Consider the following 18109-nt stretch of genomic DNA (forward strand, 5'->3'; position numbering starts at 1 on the left):
AATGTGCGACACCTGCGGCTGCAACCTCACCCCGGGCAACAGGCATCTTGCCTACAAGCCGGTCGCCCGCGGCGCGACCGCGGTTTCCGTCCTCAAGGGCCTGCTCGCGAAGAACGACGACCAGGCCGGACACAATCGCGCGCACTTCGACCGGCGCGGCATCCTCGCGCTCAACCTGATGTCTTCGCCGGGCTCGGGCAAGACAGCGCTGCTCGAAGCGACGCTTACGGCGCTGAAGGGTGAATTCACCTGCGCGGTGATCGAGGGCGACCTCGAAACCGAGAACGACGCCGAGCGCATCCGTGCCAAAGGGGTGCAGGCCCACCAGATCGTCACCGGGACGGCCTGCCACCTCGACGCGCATCTCGTGCACGACGCACTGCATGAGATGAAGCTCGACGGCGTCGACATCCTGTTCATCGAAAACGTGGGCAATCTCGTCTGCCCCGCAAGCTTCGACCTCGGCCAGCATCTCAACGTCACGCTGCTCTCGGTCACCGAGGGCGACGACAAACCGGCGAAGTATCCGGTGATGTTCCGTGCGGCCGATGCGCTGCTTTTGACCAAGACCGATCTGTTGCCGGTGCTCGACGATTTCGACCTTGACCGCGCCGAAGCGCATCTGCGCAATCTCGCGAATCCGGCGCCGGTGCTACATCTGTCGGCGCGCAAGGATGCCGGAATGGGCCCGTGGCTCGACTGGATCCGCGTGCAGCTGGCGCAGCAGCTTGCGCGCGTCGCCGCGGGGCAGTCCAGGCGGCCGGCGATCCAGCCCGACGGCGCGCGCTACCACCACACGGAGGCGTGATGGACGAAGCACGGATCTGGCTCGAGAAAGTCCACGCGCTCGCGTTCGACCGCAAGGTCAAGATCATGAACGTATGCGGCGGGCACGAGCGCTCGATCACCCATGCCGGACTGCGCGGCGCGCTGCCGGACTGGCTCGAGCTCGTGCCCGGACCCGGCTGCCCGGTCTGCGTGTGCCCCGAAGAAGACGTCTACCAGGCGATCCAGCTCGCGCTGCAGGACAGGGTCATTCTCGTCGCCTACGGCGACATGCTGCGGGTACCGGTCAACGTCAAGAAAGGCGAAATTCGATCACTGGCCGAGGCGCAGGCCGCGGGGGCGGACGTGCGGCCGATCGCGAGCCCGCTCGACGCCCGCAGGATCGCAGCCGAAAACCCGACGCGGCCCGTGGTGTTCTTCGCCGCGGGCTTCGAAACGACGACCGCGCCGACCGCCGCCATGCTGGCCGAAGGCGTTCCCGACAATCTGAGCATTCTGCTGTCCGGGCGCCTGACCTGGCCCGCGGTCGCGATGCTGCTCGACTCGGGCAGCCCCGGCTTCGACGCGCTGATCGCCCCCGGCCACGTGTCGACCGTGATGGGGCCCGAGGAATGGAACTTCGTCGTCCAACGCCACGAGATCCCCGCCGCGGTCGCCGGGTTCGGCACGGCCTCGCTGCTCGCCTCCTTCTATTCGGTGCTGCGCCAGCTCGAGAGCGGTGAACGCTTTCTCGACAACTGCTACCGCGAAGTCGCGCACCCGGACGGGAATCCAACGGCGCGTCGAATGATGGCCCGCGCGTTCGACGTGGTCGACGCGAACTGGCGCGGCATCGGCGTGATCGCTCGCTCGGGATACGCACTCAAACCGGGCCTCGCGCAGCACGACGCACGCGTCCTGTTCGACGACCACACCGATCCGGCGCGCTGGCGCGCCGGCGAAATGCCGCCCGGATGCGACTGCGCGCAAGTCGTTCTCGGCAAGATCTATCCCAACCAGTGCCGCATCTACGGCAAGGCCTGCACGCCGCGCAAGCCGGTGGGACCGTGCATGGTCTCGGACGAAGGCGCCTGCCGCATCTGGTGGGCCGGTGGCGTGCGCGTCGCGGCCGATGCCTGAGCGCATCGCGCAATTCATCACGATCGGCGGGCGCGTGCAGGGGGTCGGCTTTCGGCCTTTCGTCTACCGCGCCGCGCGCGCGCACGCGCTTGCAGGATGGGTGCGCAACGCTAACGGATCGGTGGAAATTCACGTCGAAGGCGAACGCGCGCAGTTGCAAGGTTTCGTCGACACGCTGCTGAACGAGGCGCCGCCGCTGTCGGCGCCCGGCCCGCTAGCGATCCGGCCGTGCGCGTCCACCCGGCTTCGCGGCTTCTCGATTCTCGACAGCACGGCGGCGAGCGAAGCCGACGTCCATCTTCCGGCAGACGGTTTCGTCTGCGCCGACTGCCTCAACGAACTGCACGATCCGGCCAACCGCCGCTACCGCTACCCCTTCATCAACTGCACGCAGTGCGGCCCGCGCTACACGCTCATCACCGGCCTGCCCTACGACCGGCCAATGACCGCGATGCGCGGTTTCACGCTGTGCGCGGCGTGCCGGCGCGAATACGAGGACGCGGGCGACCGCCGTTTCCATGCCGAGCCAATCGCGTGCCCGGTGTGCGGGCCGCATCTGCAATTCGTGTCGGGCGACAAGACCCTCAGCGGTGACGAGACGGCACTGGCAGCCGCCGTGGCCCAGCTGCGCGCAGGAAAAATCGTTGCGGTGAAAGGCGTCGGCGGCTACCACCTGATGTGCGACGCGCGCAACGACCCGGCCGTCGCCGCACTCCGTGCGCGCAAGCCGCGGCCGGCCAAACCGCTCGCCGTGATGTTTCGCGACCTCGACAGCCTGCGCGACGCGGTCCATTTCGACACGGACGACGCGGCGCTGCTGAGCTCGCCCGCGCGGCCGATCGTGCTGCTGCGGAAGCGCAACACAAACCCGCTTTCAGCTGCCATTGCGCCGGGCCTCGGCGAAATCGGCTGCATGCTCCCCTACTCGCCCCTGCACGATCTCCTGCTGCACGATTTCGGCGGACCGCTCGTCGCAAGCTCCGGCAACCTTTCGGGCGAACCGGTGCTGACCGCCAATGCCGAGGCACAGGCGCGGCTGAGGCATCTCGCCGACGCCTTCCTGCATCACGACCGGCCGATCGTGCGCCCCGCCGACGACCCGGTCTACCGCCGAATCGCCGGCGCGCCACGGCCCTTGCGCCTCGGCCGCGGCCTCGCACCGCTCGAACTCGAACTGCCCGCCGCACTCGCGCAGCCCGTTCTCGCGCTCGGCAGCCACATGAAAAACACGGTCTGCCTCGCCTGGGGAACGCGCGCGGTCGTCTCGCCGCACATCGGAGAACTCGACAGCGCACGCAGTCTGGACACGCTCGCCCGGGTCGCCGCCGATCTGCAAGACCTGTATCAGGTTCGCGCCGCGACGCTGCTTGTCGATCATCACCCCGGCTTCGGCTACCGCCGCTTCGCGCGCGACAGTGGCCTGCCTCTCGCTGCGGTCTGGCATCACCACGCGCACGCCTCCGCGCTCGCGGCCGAGTTTGAGGATATTTCGGAGTGGATCGTCTTCGCCTGGGATGGGGTCGGATTGGGCGAAGACATGAGCCTGTGGGGCGGCGAAGCCTTCGCCGGCGCGCCCGGGCGCTGGCGGCGCGCCGCCTCCTGGCGCCCGTTCCGGCTCCCCGGCGGGGACAAGGCCGGACGTGAACCCTGGCGCGCGGCGGCGGCACTGCTCTGGGAAACTGGCGCGCCGGCGGCCTTCGCGCCACCCGCCCTGCACCAGGCGTGGGCGGCGCGGCTCAACAGCCCGGGCAGCTCGTCGGTCGGCCGGCTCCTCGACGCGGCGGCAGCGCTCTGCGGAATCTGTACCGAGGCGAGCTTCGAGGGCGAGGCGCCGATGCGTATCGAAGCGTGCGCAAGCGATATCGCACCCGACGGCACGTGCATCGACGCCGCGGCGCTCACGCTGCCGCTCGCCGCCGACGCCCAAGGCGTCTGGCGCAGCGACTGGGCCCCGTTGCTGCCTATGCTTGCCGACGCGACCCAGCCGGCCTCGCGCCGCGCTGCCCGCTTCCACCTGAGCCTCGCCGAAGCACTGGTCGCGCAGGCGAAGCAGCTGCGCGGCGATACCGGCATCCGCACCGTCGGCCTGACCGGCGGCGTTTTCCAGAACCGGCTGCTCACCGAGACCGCGGCGCTGGCCCTCGCGGCGGCGGGATTTTCGGTCCGCCTGCCGCAGCGCGTACCGATGAACGACGCCGGCCTGAGCTTCGGCCAGGTCATCGAGTTCCTATACCGACAACACACCAAGACATGAACGAAGAGACCGCTCGCATCCTCCTCGCACACGGCAACGGGGGGCGCCTCATGCGCGAGCTGATCGCCGGCATATTCGCGCGCCACCTCGGCAATCCGCTGCTCGATACCGATGCCGACGCCGTCGCGCTGCCGCGGCTCGACGGCGAGATCATGGTCACGACCGACGGGTTCACCGTGCAGCCGCTCGAATTTCCGGGCGGCGATCTCGGCTCGCTGGCCGTGCACGGCGTCGTCAACGACCTCGCGGTCGCCGGTGCCGAGCCGCGCTACCTGACTCTGTCGGCATTGATCGAGGAAGGACTGGAACTGCCCACGCTGGAGCGGCTCATCGCGAGTCTTGCCGACGCTGCGCGCGCCGCCGGCGTCGCAGTCGTCGCGGGCGACACCAAGGTGGTCAGGCGCGGTGAAGGCGGCGGGCTGTATCTCTCGGTCGCGGGGATCGGCGTGAAACGCGCGGCGACGCTCGATCTGCGGCGCGTCCAGGCCGGCGACGCGGTGCTCGTGTCGGGGCCGGTCGGCGACCATGGCATCGCGGTCATGCTCGCGCGCGAACAATTCGGGCTCTCGGGGGAATTGCGCTCGGACTGTGCGTCGGTGCTTCCGCTTGCCCGGGCGGTGTGGGAGCTGCCCGGTCTCAGGTTCATGCGCGACCCGACCCGCGGTGGGTTGGCAACCGTTTGCCATGAAATCGCCCGCGCCACCGGGCACACGGTCGTGCTCACGCAGGCGAGCGTACCTTTGCGGCCCGAAGTCGTGTCGGTGTGCGAAATGCTCGGCTATGACCCTTACTATCTGGCGTGCGAGGGACGTATCGTCGCCGTGACGGACGCGTCTGCCGCCGGCGAACTGCTCGAGCGTTGGCGCGCCGTGCGGGGCGGGGAGGACGCCGCGATCATCGGTCGCATCGATGAAGCGGGCGCCCGCGTGATCCTCGAGACCGAGCTCGGCGGGCGCCGCGTGATCGACGAACTGGAAGACGATCCGTTACCGCGCATCTGCTGAACGCCCGGACATATGCAAACGTACGTGCCCACTCCCGCCGTTCAGGCGGCGACGTGGTTGCGGCGGTCTCCCGGTCCGGTGCGACGTTCGTGCCCGGCCGGGACGTAGCTCGACGCCATCGTCGACGGCCGCGCCCCCGGCGGCGTTCGTTCGACGGTCACCGATTCGCGCGCGGCGGGAACCGCGCCGATGTGATGTCGGTAGGCCATCTCGCCGCCAAGCCAGGCCGTGACGAGCAAAATGCCGGCGACCACGGCCGAAAGCGTGATCCCGGCGGGGGTGAGGCCGTCGATTGGCGCCTCGTTGCGCATCGAGACGTTGACCCATGCAAGGATCAGTACCGTCGCGTTGCCGATGAAGTGGTACCAGGCGATCTTGTGGTCGCGGATCGTGCGCCGCGAATAGAAGTCGACCAGACCGAACACGGCCGCGAGGATGCCCATCACGAGGCCCGCGCGCAGCAGCCACAGCGAAGCCAGCGCCCAGAATGGATCCTCGGTATTGAGATAGGTCAGGTCCGTGATCAGTGCAGTGACCAGAAAGGCGATCGGGAACGGAACGAGCATGGGGTGGATCGGGTGCCCCGCGACCTGGGCCGTGCTTGGGATATCGGGATGATAAAGCGCCATCGCACACCTCCTTTACGCTTTGACCGGGACGCCAGCGCATGCCGGCGGTGGAGAACAGGATGGAAGAATAGGACGCGGGCATGAACATGCAACCGCACGGACAGCACTTGAGCGGAAGCCGCGCCGGCCCAGGCGTTCGGCCCACCCTAGCCCGGCCCGATGTCGCCGCGCCTTTCGCGCGGCGACCGGCCTCAGTCTTTAGGGCCTCGCTTCGTGCGCGCCGGCACGCGGGGCGTTGTCCCACGCGAAGACGGGCCGCGAGGTCGTGTGTGCGCCCCCGGGCGGCGCTGACGCGATGCGGCCGGGCCGGTGGCTTGCGTCATCGGCGGACGTCGGTTTCGTGCTGGCGCTCGCGCGACAGCAGCTTCGCGACGTTCGTGAGTTCTTCGGCGAACAGCGTGAGAAGGTCGTCGAGCGTGAGGATGCCGACGAGAGCGCCATCCCCATCGACGACGGGCATGCGCCGGACGCCCTTGTCGCGCATGTAGCGCAGCGCCTCGTAGAGGCCCTCGCTCTCGCCCAGGGTCGCGAGCTCTGCCGCCATGATGTCGCCGGCCGTGAGCGCCTCGGGATTCACCCCCGCGGCGACGACCTCGACCGCGATGTCGCGGTCCGTGAGGATGCCGACCGGATGACGCCGACCCCCGCGGTCTTCGACGATGACCAGGTCGCCGACGTGGTGGGTGCGCATCAGGCCCGCCGCTTCGGTCACGGAAAGCGACGTGTCGGCGACGACGACCTCGCGATTGCAGATCTCTCCTATCGGCATGGGGCCTTCCCTCACGCACCTTTCCGTGTATTGAAGAGCGCGGCCGCGAAAAAGCAAGGCGACTTGGGGACGTATCTCCCTCGGCGCGCGCCCCCAGATGTTGCGTCTTTGCCGCAATCCCCTACCCCAAATGGAGTACCTCCAATATACCAAGGGTCGCCTGACCATGGGCAAGCGCGCGTCGTCCCCCCTTTTGCGACAAGGACTTAAGCGTCTTATACGGGCGCCCGACGTATCGCCGGCAATAAAGATGTAGGCGCTCTGCCGTTTTTTTTACAAATCAAACGAGTTTGATATCTTTTTTTTGGTAAAGTGAGTGTGCGACGGAATGTCGCAGGCGCAGACAAGTGGGGGACGCTCGTGGAGATCGGCCCCACCTCTTCCCCCTAGACATTAGCTGTTTTTTTTTTACATGGAGCCGGTAAGAATGACACAGGACGACAACACGAAATCCCTCGACGCCCAGCCTGACCTGGGGCGCCGCAAATTCCTGAATACCGCAGCGCTCGTCGGTCTGTCCGGCGCGGGCCTCTCGGTCGGCCTGTCTGCCTGCAACAAGGACACCGTGCCTGCAGCGACCTCGGGCGGCGAGAAGGCCGGCGCAGCACCCGCGCACGGCAAGTACGAAGTCCCGCCCGGCCAGCTCGACGAGTACTACTCGTTCTCGAGCGGCGGCCACTCCGGCGAAGTGCGCATCTACGGTCTGCCCTCCGGCCGCGAGCTCAAGCGTATTCCGGTCTTCAACATGGACTGTCTGGTCGGCTGGGGCGTGACCAACGAATCCAAGGCGATCCTCGGCACCAAGCCCAACGGCACGCCGAAATACACGACGGGCGACACCCACCACGTGCACCAGTCGTATCGCGACGGCACCTACGACGGCAAGTATATGTTCGTGAACGACAAGATTCACGGCCGCCTGGCACGCATTCGCATGGACACCATGGAATGCGACAAGATCATCGAACTGCCTAATGTCCAGGGCTTCCACGGCACCTTCACCGACAAGCGTGACCCGGTCGACGCCAGCATCAACCACACCACGCGCGTGTTCTGCGGCGGTGAATTCGGCATCCCGCTGCCCAACGACGGTCGCGACCTCGAAGACGTCAGCAAGTACAAGTCCGTGTTCAGCTGCGTCGACGCCGAGAGCATGGAAATGCGCTGGCAGGTGCTGATCGACGGCAACTGCGATCTGGTGGCAAGCTCCTACGACGGCAAACTTGCCGCGACCAACCAGTACAACACCGAGAACGGTGCGCGCTACGAAGACATGATGTCGGCCGAAATGGACGCCTGCCTGTTCTTCAACATCGCCCGTATCGAAGAAGCCGTCAAGGCCGGCAAGGTTACCTATATCGCCGGTTCCAAGGTTCCGGTCGTCGACGGCACGCGCGCTGCGAACGCCGACCCGAAGACCGCACTGACCTGCTACGTTCCGGTCTCGAAGAACCCGCACGGCGTGAACATCAGCCCCGACGGCAAGTACTACGCCTGCTCGGGCAAGCTCTCGCCGACCGCGACCGTGATCGAACACGCCCTCGTGCTGAAATGGTTCGACGGCGCGTTGGCCAAGCCGCGCGATGCAGTCGTCGCCGAAGCCGAAATCGGCCTCGGCCCGCTCCACACGGGCTTCGACAACAAGGGCAACGCCTACACCACGCTGTTCCTCGACAGCCAGATCGTGAAGTGGAATGTCGAAGCGGCGATCAAATCGTTTAAGGGCGACAAGACTGCGAAAGTCGTTCTCGACCGGATCGACGTGCACTACCAGCCGGGGCACGGCTTCACCTCGATGGGCGAGACCAAGGAATCGGACGGCAAGTACTTCATCTCCGACAACAAGTTCTCGAAGGACCGCTTCCTGCCCGTGGGCCCGCTCCACGCCGAGACCGCGCAGATGATCGACATCAGCGGAGACAAGATGAAGCTGGTCGCGGACCACTCGGTCTATTCCGAGCCGCACGACTCGATCATCGTCCGCCGCGACATCATCAAGACGCGCCAGGTCTACGACATGGACGAGTTCCCGCTGGCCGTGAAGGACCCCAAGGATTCGGGCGTGTTCCGGAACGGCAAGAAGGTGACGGTCAAGCTGATCAGCCAGGCGCCCGCGTTCAGCCTGCGTGAATTCAAGGTCAAGAAGGGCGACGAGGTCACGATCATCCTGACCAACCACGACAAGGTGGAAGACCTCACGCACGCGCTGGCGATTCCGAAGTACGATATCAACTTCATCGTCAACCCGCAGCAGACGCAGTCGGTCACGTTCGTCGCGGACAAGCCCGGCGTGTACTGGTGCTACTGCACCAACTTCTGCCATGCGCTGCACCTGGAAATGCGCACGCGCATGATCGTTGAGGCGTAAAACCTGCACTACCCCCTCCTGCCGACTGGCAGGAGGGTCAGCTTCATCCTTGTACGGCCGTGTTGTCCTGCAGCAGCGTGCGGCACGCGCAAGGCAACAATCAGGTCAGCGGCTTCGCCGTGCCGGCCTACGGGATTCGTAATGAAATACTTTTCCGCTTTTGCCTCCCGTCTCTTCGCGTCGGTCCTCCTTTGCTGCGCCAGTGGCCTGGCCACGGCGGCCGAATCCGGCGCCACCTACGAAGCCCCGCTTCCGGTCCAATTGTCGACCGACCCCGATCTCTGCGCCTACGTCCCGTGCAAGGATGTGATCCCCGGCGCGGACAGCTTTTCCAAACGCATGGGCAAGCCCGCTTACGTCGAGGCCTATGCAAACACGTCCGACAGCGACGACGCGCCGGAAACCGACGGCGCGAAGGCGTCCGCTGACGAGAACGGACGCAAGCTCATCGGCTATGTGTTCCTCTCGACCGACATCGTCGACATCCCCGCCTACTCCGGCAAACCCGTCGTCACGCTGATCGGCATGGACACCAAGGGCACGATCACGGGCGTGCGCGTTCTGCGGCATTCCGAGCCCATCCTGCTCCTCGGCATTCCCGAGTCGGAGCTCACCAAGTTCATCAAGCAATACGTCGGCAAGTTCGTCGGCTCCAAAATCGAAGTCGGCGCGGGTCGCCCGGACCAGGGCGTACTCGGCCTCGATGCCATCACCGGTGCGACCGTCACCGTGATCGCGCAAAACCAGGTCGTTCTGCGCAGCGGCGTACAGATCGCCAAGCAGGTCGGCATCATCAAGCCGACGATCCGGCCGCAGGCCAAATTCAAGCAGGCCGAAGGCAATCGCGACTGGAACACGCTCGTCGACGAAGGCAGCGTCGAGCACCTGAGGGTCGAGACGGCCGACGTCGGCATGCCGCGCTCGCGCGAGCCTTACATCGACATGTACTTCGGCTACCTCAATGCCCCCGGGGTCGGCCGCAGCATCCTCGGCGACGCCGTCTACGAAGGCCTGATGTCACGCTTGAAGCCCGGCGAACATGCGATCTTCGTCGTCGCCAACGGCATCGAATCGTTCAAGGGCTCGGGTTTCGTGCGCGGCGGCATCTACGACCGCGTCCAGGTCGCGCAGGACATGGACACGTTCACGTTCCGCGACCTCGACTATCTCAATCTGTACGCGATCCGCGCCGACGGGGCGCCGAGCTTCCGCGAATCGGCGATCTTCATCGTCCGTTCGCCGACCTTCAGCGCAGCCTACCCCTGGCACCTCGTATTCCTCGGCAACAAGATGGACCCGCAAACCGGCGTCCGCACCTTCGCCAACTTCAACCAGAAATACTGGCTGCCGGCCCGCCATCTCGAGGGCGGACGCCCGGAGATCGTCGAGCCCGAGGCGACCTGGGTGACGGTGTGGAAAACGCGCAAGACCGAGGTCATCCTGTTCGTGCTGTGGCTCGCCGCGGCGGGTACCGTCTACGCGCTGCGCGACAAGCTCGTGCGTCGCGCCACCTACAAGGACCGCCGCTGGAAGGACGTCCCCAAGCTGCTGCTGTGGCTCACGTCGATCGGCTTCGTCGGCTTCTACCTGCTCGCCGTGCCGTCGATCACCCAGGTGCTGACCTGGTTCCACGCCATCCTGTTCGAATGGCGCTGGGAGCTGTTCCTGTCGGACCCGTTCATTTTCCTGTTCTGGATATTCATCATCGTCACCGTGTTCTTCTGGGGACGCGGGATGTTCTGCGGCTGGATGTGCCCCTACGGCTCGCTGTCCGAGATCGTCTACAAACTCTCCGGAAAACTCGGTCTCAAGCGTTTCCAGCGCCACCTGCTGCCGCAGCGCTGGCACGACCGGCTGAAATGGGTCAAGTACGGTGTCTTCGCGGTCCTGCTCGCGGTCTCCTTCTATTCGATGGGGATGGCCGAGAAGATGGCCGAGGTCGAGCCGTTCAAGACGACCTTCCTGGTCGGCGTATGGAACCGTACCTGGCCCTTCGTGACCTTCTGGCTGCTGCTGCTGCTCGCGTCGATGTTCTTCGAGCGCCCGTTCTGCAAATACCTGTGCCCGCTCGGCGCCGCGCTCGCCGTCCCTTCGACCTTCCGCTGGTGGGGGCTCAAGCGCAAGAAGGAATGCGGCCCCTGCGCGGCCTGCGCGGTCGGCTGCGGCTCGCAGGCGATCGACCCCTCGGGCCGTATCGACCAGCGCGAGTGTCTGCTCTGCCTCGATTGCCAGGTGTTGTATTACGACGACCACGCCTGCCCGCCCCTCGCCCAGGAGCGCAAGCGGCGCACCAAGGCGGGCGAACCGCTGACACCGATCGGCGCGAACGGCTACTTCATCCCGATCACGCCGGCGGCGGCGACGGTTGCGCCGGCTGCGGCCGTGCGCCAGAGCGCGCCGGCGTGGATCGGCCAGGAAGTGTTCGACCACCTGTTCCCATGGAGCCGCAAGGTGTTCCAGCAGCCGATCCTGCTGCAGGCGACGACCTTCGCTCTCACGATCCTCGTGACCTGGGTGTGGGTGCTCGGCGCCGCCGGCAGGATCGGCCCTGGCATCGTGCTCGGCTGGTGGTCCGCCTGGAGCGTGTACGAACTCGTCGTACGCATGCGCTGCAAGCCCTACGTCAAGGACGGCCCATGGTGGGGTCGCAACCTGCGCCCGGCCTCTTGGGCCGACATGGCGGCCTATGTCACCTTCAAGAACCTGCTGATCGCGGCGACGCTGTTCCTGATCATGAAGGGGACCGGCGTACTCGACTACCTGAGCGACGTACCCGGACTCGAATGGCTCTACTGACGCGCGTCGCCGCCCTGCTCTGGCTGCTGAGCACCGGCGCGACGGCGGCCGAACTCACGGTAAGCCCGGGCCAGTCGATCGCGCAGGCGGTCGCGCGCGCAGCCCCGGGCGACGTGATCCGGATCGAGCGCGGCCACTACGAGGAAAACCTCCTGATCGAGAAGCCGCTGACGCTCAAAGGCATCGGCCGGCCGACAATCAGCGGCGGCCTCAAGGGCGACACGATCCGCGTCACCGCCGAGGACGTCGTCATCGACGGACTGATCGTCAGCGACTCGGGCGACAGCCTGCTCGACCAGAACGCCGGCGTCTACATCTACCCGGGCGCGCATCGCGCGGTCGTGCGCAACTGCGACCTGACCTACAACCTTTTCGGCTTGTGGATCGAGAAAGCGAACGACGTCCGCATCGAAAACAATCTCATCACCGGCAAGCGCGACTACCGCTCGCCCCAGCGCGGCAACGGCATCCAGCTCTACAACACGACGGGCGCGCGCATCATCGGCAACCGCATCGGCTTCGTGCGCGACGCGATCTACGTCGACGTCTCGCACCGCGCTATCTTCCGCGGCAACAGCCTGCATCACAGCCGCTACGGTACGCACTACATGAACTCCTACTACAACCTGTGGGAGGACAACGACAGTTGGCGCAACCGCGGCGGACTCGCGCTCATGGAAGTGCGCGACCAGGTCGTGCGCAACAACCGCGCCTGGGGCAATTCCGACCATGGGATCATGCTGCGCACGATCCAGGACGCCGTCGTCGAGAACAACGTGGTCGCGGGCAACGCGCGCGGATTCTTCATCTACGACGCCGAATACAACGTCCTGCGTGGTAACCTCGTCGTCGACAACGTCGTCGGCGTCCACCTGTGGGCGGGCTCGATCAACAACACGGTCGAGGGCAACGACTTCATCTCCAACCGCGAGCAGGTCCGCTACGTTGCGGCGCGTGACTCGGTCTGGGGCGGGAAGCTGGGCAACCACTGGAGCAATTACCTCGGCTGGGATCGCGACGGCGACGGCGTCGGTGATGTGCGCTACGAAGCCAACGACGTCGTCGACCGGTTGTCGTGGCAGCATCCGATGATGAAACTGCTGCTCGCCAGCCCTGCGGTGCAAACGCTGCGCATGGTCGGGCAGCAGTTCCCGCTGCTGCGCGCGCCGAGCATCGTCGATCCGCACCCGCGCATGCAGCCCGGACATACAAACTGGAGAATCTGGCTTGGCAAGTATTTCCCCGGCGCACGCTGAGTCCCGCGCCACCCCGGCGCACGACAACGTCGTCGTCGCCCGCGCGGTTAGAAAACACTACGGCGCCGTCCACGCCGTCGACGGCGTCGATCTCGAAATCCGCCGCGGCGAGTTGTTCGGCCTGATCGGCCACAACGGCGCGGGCAAGAGCACGCTGTTCAAGACGATGCTTGGCCTGATTCCGCTGAGTTCGGGCGAGATCCTGATCGATGGCGCCTCGGTATCGGGCAGCGGCTTTCGCGCGGTGCGGCGCAAGATCGGCTATCTGCCGGAAAACGTCGTGCTCTACGAGAACCTCACCGGGCTCGAAACGCTGCAGTTCTTTTCCCGGCTCAAGGGCGCCGCGCTGCGCGAATGCGCGCCTGCGCTCGAGCGGGTAGGCCTGGCCGCCGCGGCGAAGCGCCGCGTGCGCGAATATTCCAAAGGCATGCGGCAGCGCCTCGGATTCGCCCAGGCCCTGCTCGGCAAGCCCCAGATCCTGTTCCTCGACGAGCCGACGACCGGCCTCGACCCCGAAGCGATCCGCGAGTTTTACAGCATCCTGCGCGCGCTTCGCGCCGAGGGCGTGACCGTGGTCCTGACGTCGCACATCCTGGCCGAGATCCAGGAGCGCGTCGACCGCCTCGCCATCATGGCTGCGGGCAAGATTCAGGCGCTCGGCAGCGTCCAGTCCCTGCGCGAGCAAATGGACCTGCCGCTCTGGTTCGACATCCACATCGCGGCCGAGCACTTCGACACCGTGCGCACGGCGCTCGGCCATCTGCCGGTCATCGCAGTCGACGCGCGCGGCGATCATGTCGCCGTCCAGTGCCGGCGCGAAAGCAAGATGGCCGTACTCGAAGCGCTGGCGGCACTCGACGGCCGCGTGCTCGACCTGCACGTGCGCGAACCCTCGCTCGAAGACGTATTCTTCGGTTTTTCCGACTAAAGGGCAGACGCGTGGAATTCAGCCAAATCGGGGTCATCGCCGGCAAGGAATTCTGGGACCGCATCCGCAACCGGTGGGTCCTCGCCGTCGCCCTCGTGTTCACCGTTTTCGCACTCGCGATCGCCTATTTCGGCGGTGCGCAGCAGGGCACCGTCGGCTTCCGCTCGATCGAGTTCACAATCGCGAGCCTGGTCAGTCTGGTCATCTACCTGATCCCGCTGATCGCGCTGGTTCTCGGCTTCGACGCGATCGTCGGCGAGCGTGAGCGCGGTTCGCTCGACCTGTTGTTGTCGATGCCGATCACCCGGCTGGAGTTGCTGCTCGGCAAGTACCTCGGGCTTGCCGCCGCGCTCGCGTTCTCGACTGTCGCCGGCTTCGGCCTGGTCGCGATCGTGCTCGCCACCCAGCTCGATCTCGCCGCCCTGCTCCACTACTTCGGCTTCATGCTGAGTTCGGTCCTGCTCGGGATGGCCTTCCTGAGTCTCGCGGTCATGGTCTCCGCCTTCGCCGCCGACCGCACGCGCGCTTCGGGCATGGCGATCGCCCTGTGGTTCTTCTTCGTGCTCGTGTTCGACCTGCTGCTGCTTGGCGCGCTCGTCGTCAGCGGCGGCCAGTGGGGCGGCGACATCCTGCCCTACCTGCTGCTCGCCAATCCGGCCGACGTCTTCCGTATCCTCAACATTTTTTCGCTATCCGACGTCCGCAGCCTTTACGGGCTCGCGACGGTCTTCCCCCCGGCGCTCGCCAACCCCTGGCTTCTGGGCCTCGTGATGCTGGGCTGGATCGTCGCGCCGCTCGGCGTCGCAACCTGGAGATTCCGTCGATGAACCTGTCGCGCCCCGCAGGCGTCCTGATCCTCGTGGCCGCCGGCGCCCTCGCCGCCTGCGGCCAGGACAAGATAGCCGAGAAAGTCGCTCCGCTCGAGATTACGCAGGGCACGTCCTGCAGCCTCGACGGCATGCTGCTCGCCGATTACCCCGGCCCCAAGGCGCAGATCTTCTACGCCGGACAGACCGAGCCCGAGTTTTTCTGCGACACGGTCGAGATGTTCCACGTCTACCTCAAACCCGAGCAGGTGCGTCCGGTGCGCGGCATTTTCGTCCAGGACATGGGGAAAGCCGACTGGGACGAGCCGCGCGACAACTGGATCGACGCGACGGCCGCCTACTACGTCCACGGCAGCAAACGACGCGGCTCGATGGGACCGACCCTGGCGAGCTTCGCCTCCGAAGGCGACGCGACCAAGTTTGCGGCCCAATACGGCGGCAAGGTCTATCGTTTCGCCGACGTCACGCCCGATATGGTCGTGCTCGACGGCGGCGCCCTCCACGACAGCACCATGTAAGAAGCCATGGCCCATTTTTTCGAAAACCTCGACCCAGAAACCGCGGCTGAACTCGACCAGTTGTCGCGCCTGCTCTACGAATTGCGCGAACACCTGAGCACGGTTCTCGCCGCCTACGGTGCGGACAATCCCGCCGCCCTGCTGCGCCAGATCGAAAGCGGCGCGGTGGGCGAGCATCCGGCGTACGAACACTACCTGTCGGCGCGCATCCTTGCGGATACGCGGGACGCCGCCCGCACCCTGCTCGGCGAACGGGCGAAGGAAGCGAACCGCTGATGAGCCTGCATTTCGAACTTGCCACGGCGGTCGACGCCGCATTCGCCGACCACCTCGATGGACCCGTCGAGCAGAAGCAGGACGCGCTGATCATTCGGCTCAAGAACGGCGTCGCGCTCACCGTTCGCTACGCCGCCGAGGACGCCTACTCCCTGCGCTGGACGTATGGCACATCGGAAGCCGCGATCGACACGGCGCCGCTCCACAGCGGTCTCGCGACTTTCCCCAACCACTTTCACGACGCCGCCGGCCGCGTGGCGGCCGACCCTCTTACCCGACCCGACGCCACGCCGGCCGACAATCTGCAACGTCTGATCGGCGCCTTGCTCGACGATCCGACGCTCGGGGCCGCGGATATCGGCTGATGCGCGGGGCGACGAAACTGGCGCTGGCCGCGACCGTGGCGGCGCTTTCGGCGGCGGCCGTCGTCGTGTTCCCGACGGGCGGCGCGAAACCGGTCCCGCCGGAGGTGGACAACGACTTCTGCGTGGTCGCGCCGGCGACACCCTACGAAGCCGCGTCGGGCCTGCCGATGCTCGCGCCCAAGACCGTTCCCGATGATGCGCGCTGCCCGGTCTGCGGCATGTACCCAGCCCGTTTCCCCCACTGGGCGGCGCAAGTCGTTTTCCGCGACGGCGCCTCGCAGTTCTTCGATTCGCCGGTCGACCTGCTGGTCTTCCTCGCGCGTATCGAACGCTACAACCCGAGCTACGCGGCCGCCGACGTCGCGGGCCGCTTCGTCACGGATGCCAAGACCGGGAAGTGGACCGCGCTCGAGCAGGCCTACTTCGTCCACGGCTCGAACGCGCTCGGGCCGATGCGCGACGGTGACCTGCCTGCCTTCGCCAGCCGCAGCGAGGCTGAACGCTTCGCCGCGAAAAACGGCGGGCGCGTGCGCAAACACTCCGAGATCACCGCGGCCGAGCTGGGTGTGCTGAGCCGCAACCGACGGCATCACCACTAGGCCGGCGAGCGCCCCACGAATTCTCGGACCAAAAAAAAACGGAGGAGACCAGGTCTCCTCCGTTTTTTTCGAAGCCGCGGTTTTCGAAGCGGCTTACTTCGACTGCGCAACCATGAAGTCGACTGCAGCCTTGACTTCGTCGTCCGACAGCGTCGTCGAGCCGCCGCGCGCGGGCATCATGCCTTTCTTGCCGGTGAAGCCTTCGATCGCGTGCTTGTAGAGCACGTCGTTGCCCTGGGCGATGCGGGGGCCCCACTCGGCCTTGTCGCCCGGCTTCGGCGCGCCGGCCACGCCTGCAGCGTGGCACATCGAGCACACGTTGCCGTAGACCTTCTTGCCGACGTCGCCTGCCGCGGCGACTGCCTCACCTTCGGCCGGAGCGGCGGGGGCGGCAGCCTCCGGCGCAGGCGCGGCCTCCGGTGCGGCTGCCTCAGGTGCCGCTGCTTCGGGTGCGGCGGCCTCGGGCGCCGGTGCGCTCATTTCAGGCGCTGCCGTTTCCGGGGTCTCTGCTTCCTTGTCGCCGCAAGCGCTGAGCAAGGCCGCCAAAGACAAGGCGAGTGCAAGCGAGGTCATCTTCATCGTTCATATCTCCTGTAGATCGGGTTTGAAAAGCTGGGAATAAGTCTGGCCGATGCAACGGGTTCCATCCTCGCGGGCGGGCCCAGGCTTTATTCGGCGCAGAAGCATCGACGCCGCGGAAATATAGCACAGCCGGTGGGCGCGACGCCCCCGGCCAAGGGGTTACACGGCGCGTCGGCGAGGCGCTCACCACGCGACGCTCCGGCCGCATGCTGTTTTTCTTTCATAAGAAAAACAGCGTCTTACCGGAATACCCCCTCTACCTCTTTAGAGGTAATCCCCTCTTTTGCACGGTCAGCAAAGTTGCATAAACGATACATCATTGGTCCGGCGGGGCGACCGCGCTCCCGTCGGGTGAATGCGCGCAACCCGCTTCAGGGTTTCGCCTGCCGGCGACAGCGATCCGCCCACACCGCCGCCTCGACCCGCGACCGGAGGTTGAGTTTCTTGAGGAGATGCTTGACGTGCACTTTCACGGTGCCCTCGGCGATGCCCATGTCGCGGGCGATGAGCTTGTTGCTCTTGCCGTCGACGAGGTGGTCGAGGATGCGGTTTTCCTGCTCGGTGAGTCCTGCGTCGGCGAGGCTCGTCGGCCGCGTCTTCTCTCGCAGGGACGAGACGAGCAACTGCGTCAGGCCTTCGCTGATCGTGATCTTGCCGCGCGCTGCCTCGGCCAGTTGCTGCATCAGGTCTTCGGGCTCCATGTCCTTGAGCAGGTAGCCGTCGGCGCCTGCCTGCAACGCGGCGATCAGGTCTTCCGCCTGGTCCGACACGGTCAGCATGATCACCCGTGAATCCAGCCCCTCGTCCTTGATGGCCTTGAGCACCTCGACGCCGTTCATGTCCTTCATGTTGAGATCGAGCAGGATCATGTCGGGGTGCAGGCGGTGCGCGAGCGTAAGGCCTTCCCCGCCGCTCGCCGCTTCGCCGACGAAGCGGAATTCCGGCGCCGCCTGGATGAGCTGGATCACACCCTTGCGAAACAGCGGGTGGTCGTCGACGATCAGGATGGTCTGGGGGTCGGTCGTAGGCATGG

General features: G+C 66.2%; 17 protein-coding genes. 13 read left to right on the forward strand and 4 right to left on the reverse strand.

From position 1 onward, the window contains the following. The first annotated feature begins 1 nt into the window (after position 1). Genes hypB through hypE form a run of 4 tightly spaced genes read left to right on the forward strand, consistent with a single transcriptional unit; the run spans position 2 to position 5163 of the window. Positions 2 to 808, forward strand: a complete 807-nt coding sequence (gene hypB / locus TBD_RS06900; RefSeq protein ID WP_011311895.1) for a hydrogenase nickel incorporation protein HypB — start codon at positions 2 to 4, stop codon at positions 806 to 808. Further along, positions 808 to 1905 carry a hydrogenase formation protein HypD gene (gene hypD, locus TBD_RS06905; RefSeq protein ID WP_011311896.1) on the forward strand — a complete coding sequence of 366 codons (1098 nt, stop codon included), beginning with the start codon at positions 808 to 810 and terminating at the stop codon, positions 1903 to 1905. Before hypB ends, hypD begins: the two co-directional genes overlap by 1 nt. Then, positions 1898 to 4159 carry a carbamoyltransferase HypF gene (hypF, locus tag TBD_RS06910; protein WP_011311897.1) on the forward strand — a complete coding sequence of 754 codons (2262 nt, stop codon included), beginning with the start codon at positions 1898 to 1900 and terminating at the stop codon, positions 4157 to 4159. The genes hypD and hypF overlap by 8 nt, the downstream gene beginning before the upstream one ends. Beyond that, positions 4156 to 5163, forward strand: coding sequence for a hydrogenase expression/formation protein HypE (hypE, locus tag TBD_RS06915; RefSeq protein WP_011311898.1), 1008 nt, complete (start codon positions 4156 to 4158; stop codon positions 5161 to 5163). Before hypF ends, hypE begins: the two co-directional genes overlap by 4 nt. A gap of 41 nt (positions 5164 to 5204) precedes the next feature. Here the strand turns inward: hypE and TBD_RS06920 are convergent, their stop codons facing one another. Together TBD_RS06920 and TBD_RS06925 are read right to left on the reverse strand one after the other, a co-directional pair. Next, entirely contained in the window at positions 5205 to 5792 is a 588-nt protein-coding gene (locus TBD_RS06920; protein WP_011311899.1) for a DUF2231 domain-containing protein, read from the reverse strand. 319 nt (positions 5793 to 6111) lie between these two features. Continuing rightward, positions 6112 to 6561, reverse strand: coding sequence for a CBS domain-containing protein (locus TBD_RS06925; RefSeq protein ID WP_011311900.1), 450 nt, complete (start codon positions 6559 to 6561; stop codon positions 6112 to 6114). A gap of 427 nt (positions 6562 to 6988) precedes the next feature. Here TBD_RS06925 and nosZ point away from each other — a divergent pair, with 427 nt between their 5' ends. The 9 genes from nosZ to TBD_RS06970 all read left to right on the forward strand — a co-directional run bounded on the left by nosZ (position 6989) and on the right by TBD_RS06970 (position 16494). Beyond that, the gene (gene nosZ, locus TBD_RS06930) at positions 6989 to 8929 is read left to right on the forward strand and encodes a TAT-dependent nitrous-oxide reductase (protein WP_011311901.1); all 1941 of its coding nucleotides are present in this window, start codon (positions 6989 to 6991) and stop codon (positions 8927 to 8929) included. Positions 8930 to 9070: 141 nt separating this feature from the next. Next, positions 9071 to 11725: a 4Fe-4S binding protein gene (locus TBD_RS06935; protein ID WP_011311902.1), complete on the forward strand. Its 2655-nt coding sequence runs from the start codon at positions 9071 to 9073 to the stop codon at positions 11723 to 11725. Further along, on the forward strand, positions 11713 to 12981 hold the full coding sequence (locus tag TBD_RS06940) for a nitrous oxide reductase family maturation protein NosD (RefSeq protein WP_011311903.1): 1269 nt from the start codon (positions 11713 to 11715) through the stop codon (positions 12979 to 12981). The genes TBD_RS06935 and TBD_RS06940 overlap by 13 nt, the downstream gene beginning before the upstream one ends. Next, positions 12953 to 13909 (forward strand): ABC transporter ATP-binding protein, encoded by a 957-nt coding sequence (locus TBD_RS06945; RefSeq protein ID WP_011311904.1) that lies wholly within the window; start codon positions 12953 to 12955, stop codon positions 13907 to 13909. The genes TBD_RS06940 and TBD_RS06945 overlap by 29 nt, the downstream gene beginning before the upstream one ends. 11 nt (positions 13910 to 13920) lie before the next feature. Next, complete coding sequence (locus TBD_RS06950) at positions 13921 to 14736, forward strand: ABC transporter permease (protein ID WP_011311905.1); 816 nt, start codon at positions 13921 to 13923, stop codon at positions 14734 to 14736. Then, positions 14733 to 15254 carry a nitrous oxide reductase accessory protein NosL gene (locus TBD_RS06955; protein ID WP_011311906.1) on the forward strand — a complete coding sequence of 174 codons (522 nt, stop codon included), beginning with the start codon at positions 14733 to 14735 and terminating at the stop codon, positions 15252 to 15254. Before TBD_RS06950 ends, TBD_RS06955 begins: the two co-directional genes overlap by 4 nt. Positions 15255 to 15260: 6 nt before the next feature. After that, the gene (locus TBD_RS06960; RefSeq protein WP_011311907.1) at positions 15261 to 15530 is read left to right on the forward strand and encodes a hypothetical protein; all 270 of its coding nucleotides are present in this window, start codon (positions 15261 to 15263) and stop codon (positions 15528 to 15530) included. Then, complete coding sequence (locus tag TBD_RS06965) at positions 15530 to 15895, forward strand: hypothetical protein (RefSeq protein ID WP_011311908.1); 366 nt, start codon at positions 15530 to 15532, stop codon at positions 15893 to 15895. The genes TBD_RS06960 and TBD_RS06965 overlap by 1 nt, the downstream gene beginning before the upstream one ends. Next, positions 15895 to 16494 carry a nitrous oxide reductase accessory protein NosL gene (locus TBD_RS06970; protein ID WP_011311909.1) on the forward strand — a complete coding sequence of 200 codons (600 nt, stop codon included), beginning with the start codon at positions 15895 to 15897 and terminating at the stop codon, positions 16492 to 16494. The genes TBD_RS06965 and TBD_RS06970 overlap by 1 nt, the downstream gene beginning before the upstream one ends. Positions 16495 to 16587: 93 nt before the next feature. On the opposite strand, the gene TBD_RS06975 is transcribed toward TBD_RS06970, so the two are convergent. Both TBD_RS06975 and narL read right to left on the reverse strand, forming a co-directional pair. Next, positions 16588 to 17073, reverse strand: coding sequence for a c-type cytochrome (locus tag TBD_RS06975; protein ID WP_011311910.1), 486 nt, complete (start codon positions 17071 to 17073; stop codon positions 16588 to 16590). A 374-nt stretch (positions 17074 to 17447) separates the two neighbouring features. Further along, positions 17448 to 18107 carry a two-component system response regulator NarL gene (narL, locus tag TBD_RS06980; protein ID WP_011311911.1) on the reverse strand — a complete coding sequence of 220 codons (660 nt, stop codon included), beginning with the start codon at positions 18105 to 18107 and terminating at the stop codon, positions 17448 to 17450. Positions 18108 to 18109 lie beyond the last annotated feature (2 nt).

It is taken from the genome of Thiobacillus denitrificans ATCC 25259 (assembly GCF_000012745.1).
GTDB classification, from domain to species: Bacteria; Pseudomonadota; Gammaproteobacteria; order Burkholderiales; family Thiobacillaceae; genus Thiobacillus; species Thiobacillus denitrificans_B.

Bases quoted from the DNA above. Each gene is read 5' to 3' on its own strand.
- TBD_RS06925 (WP_011311900.1), bottom strand. From the start codon at position 6,561: ATGCCGATAGGAGAGATCTGCAATCGCGAGGTCGTCGTCGCCGACACG.
- TBD_RS06935 (WP_011311902.1), top strand. From the start codon at position 9,071: ATGAAATACTTTTCCGCTTTTGCCTCCCGTCTCTTCGCGTCGGTCCTC.
- hypD (WP_011311896.1), top strand. From the start codon at position 808: ATGGACGAAGCACGGATCTGGCTCGAGAAAGTCCACGCGCTCGCGTTC.
- narL (WP_011311911.1), bottom strand. From the start codon at position 18,107: ATGCCTACGACCGACCCCCAGACCATCCTGATCGTCGACGACCACCCG.
- hypE (WP_011311898.1), top strand. From the start codon at position 4,156: ATGAACGAAGAGACCGCTCGCATCCTCCTCGCACACGGCAACGGGGGG.
- TBD_RS06955 (WP_011311906.1), top strand. From the start codon at position 14,733: ATGAACCTGTCGCGCCCCGCAGGCGTCCTGATCCTCGTGGCCGCCGGC.
- hypF (WP_011311897.1), top strand. From the start codon at position 1,898: ATGCCTGAGCGCATCGCGCAATTCATCACGATCGGCGGGCGCGTGCAG.
- TBD_RS06920 (WP_011311899.1), bottom strand. From the start codon at position 5,792: ATGGCGCTTTATCATCCCGATATCCCAAGCACGGCCCAGGTCGCGGGG.
- TBD_RS06970 (WP_011311909.1), top strand. From the start codon at position 15,895: ATGCGCGGGGCGACGAAACTGGCGCTGGCCGCGACCGTGGCGGCGCTT.
- TBD_RS06965 (WP_011311908.1), top strand. From the start codon at position 15,530: ATGAGCCTGCATTTCGAACTTGCCACGGCGGTCGACGCCGCATTCGCC.
- hypB (WP_011311895.1), top strand. From the start codon at position 2: ATGTGCGACACCTGCGGCTGCAACCTCACCCCGGGCAACAGGCATCTT.
- TBD_RS06975 (WP_011311910.1), bottom strand. From the start codon at position 17,073: ATGAAGATGACCTCGCTTGCACTCGCCTTGTCTTTGGCGGCCTTGCTC.
- TBD_RS06960 (WP_011311907.1), top strand. From the start codon at position 15,261: ATGGCCCATTTTTTCGAAAACCTCGACCCAGAAACCGCGGCTGAACTC.
- TBD_RS06940 (WP_011311903.1), top strand. From the start codon at position 11,713: ATGGCTCTACTGACGCGCGTCGCCGCCCTGCTCTGGCTGCTGAGCACC.
- nosZ (WP_011311901.1), top strand. From the start codon at position 6,989: ATGACACAGGACGACAACACGAAATCCCTCGACGCCCAGCCTGACCTG.